This is a genomic window from Marinifilum breve (assembly GCF_003202155.1).
Taxonomy (GTDB): domain Bacteria; phylum Bacteroidota; class Bacteroidia; order Bacteroidales; family Marinifilaceae; genus Marinifilum; species Marinifilum breve.
On the sequence record NZ_QFLI01000043.1, the window covers coordinates 1 to 895 of the forward strand.

Annotated in this window: 1 protein-coding gene; it reads left to right on the forward strand. The window is 45.1% G+C overall.

From position 1 onward, the window contains the following. The first annotated feature begins 42 nt into the window (after positions 1-42). Entirely contained in the window at positions 43-858 is an 816-nt protein-coding gene (locus tag DF185_RS24740; RefSeq protein WP_110364069.1) for a hypothetical protein, read from the forward strand. Positions 859-895: the final 37 nt, after the last annotated feature.

Below are 895 nucleotides of genomic sequence, written 5' to 3' on the forward strand. Positions count from 1 at the left end.
TTACTTTCACGCTTCCTCGTTCTCCTGGTGATCAACTAGATCATGAAAACGTCAACATCTGAAGGGAAACACGGGATACTATGGACTTCTAGGATGCAGTTGGATGATCTAGACTTCGCAGACGATCTGGCTCTTCTATCCCAAACGCAACAACAGATGCAGGAGAAGACGAACAGTGTGGCAGCAGCCTCAGCAGCAGTAGGTCTCAATATACACAAAGGGAAAAGCAGGATTCTCCGATACAACACAGAATGCACCAATCCAATCACAATTGACGGAGAAGATTTGGAATATGTAAAAACCTTTACGGATTTGGGCAGCATCATTGATGAACAGGGTGGATCTGATGCAGATGTGAAGGCGCGGATCGGCAAAGCAAGAGCAGCATATTTACAACTGAGGAACATCTGGAACTCAAAGCAACTGTCAACCAACACCAAGGTCAGGATTTTCAATACAAATGTCAAGACAGTTCTACTGTATGGGGCAGAAACCTGGAGAACTACGAAAGCCATCATCCAGAAAATACAGGTGTTTATTAACAGTTGTCTACGCAAAATACTTCAGATCCGTTGGCCGGACACTATTAGCAACAACGTACTGTGGGAGAGAACAAACCAGATCCCAGCGGAGGAAGAAATCAGGAAGAAGCGCTGGAAGTGGATAGGACACACATTGAGGAAAGCACCCAACTGCGTCACAAGACAAGCCCTCACATGGAATCCTCAAGGCCAAAGGAAAAGAGGAAGACCAAAGAACACATTACGCCGAGAAATGGAGATAGACATGAGAAAAATGAACAAGAATTGGATGGAACTAGAAAAGAAGGCCCAGGACAGAGTGGGTTGGATAATGTAGGTCAGCGGACTATGCTCCATTGGGAGTAAGTAAGTAA

Coding starts and splice junctions, on each gene's coding strand:
- DF185_RS24740 (WP_110364069.1), top strand. CDS start 43: ATGAAAACGTCAACATCTGAAGGGAAACACGGGATACTATGGACTTCT.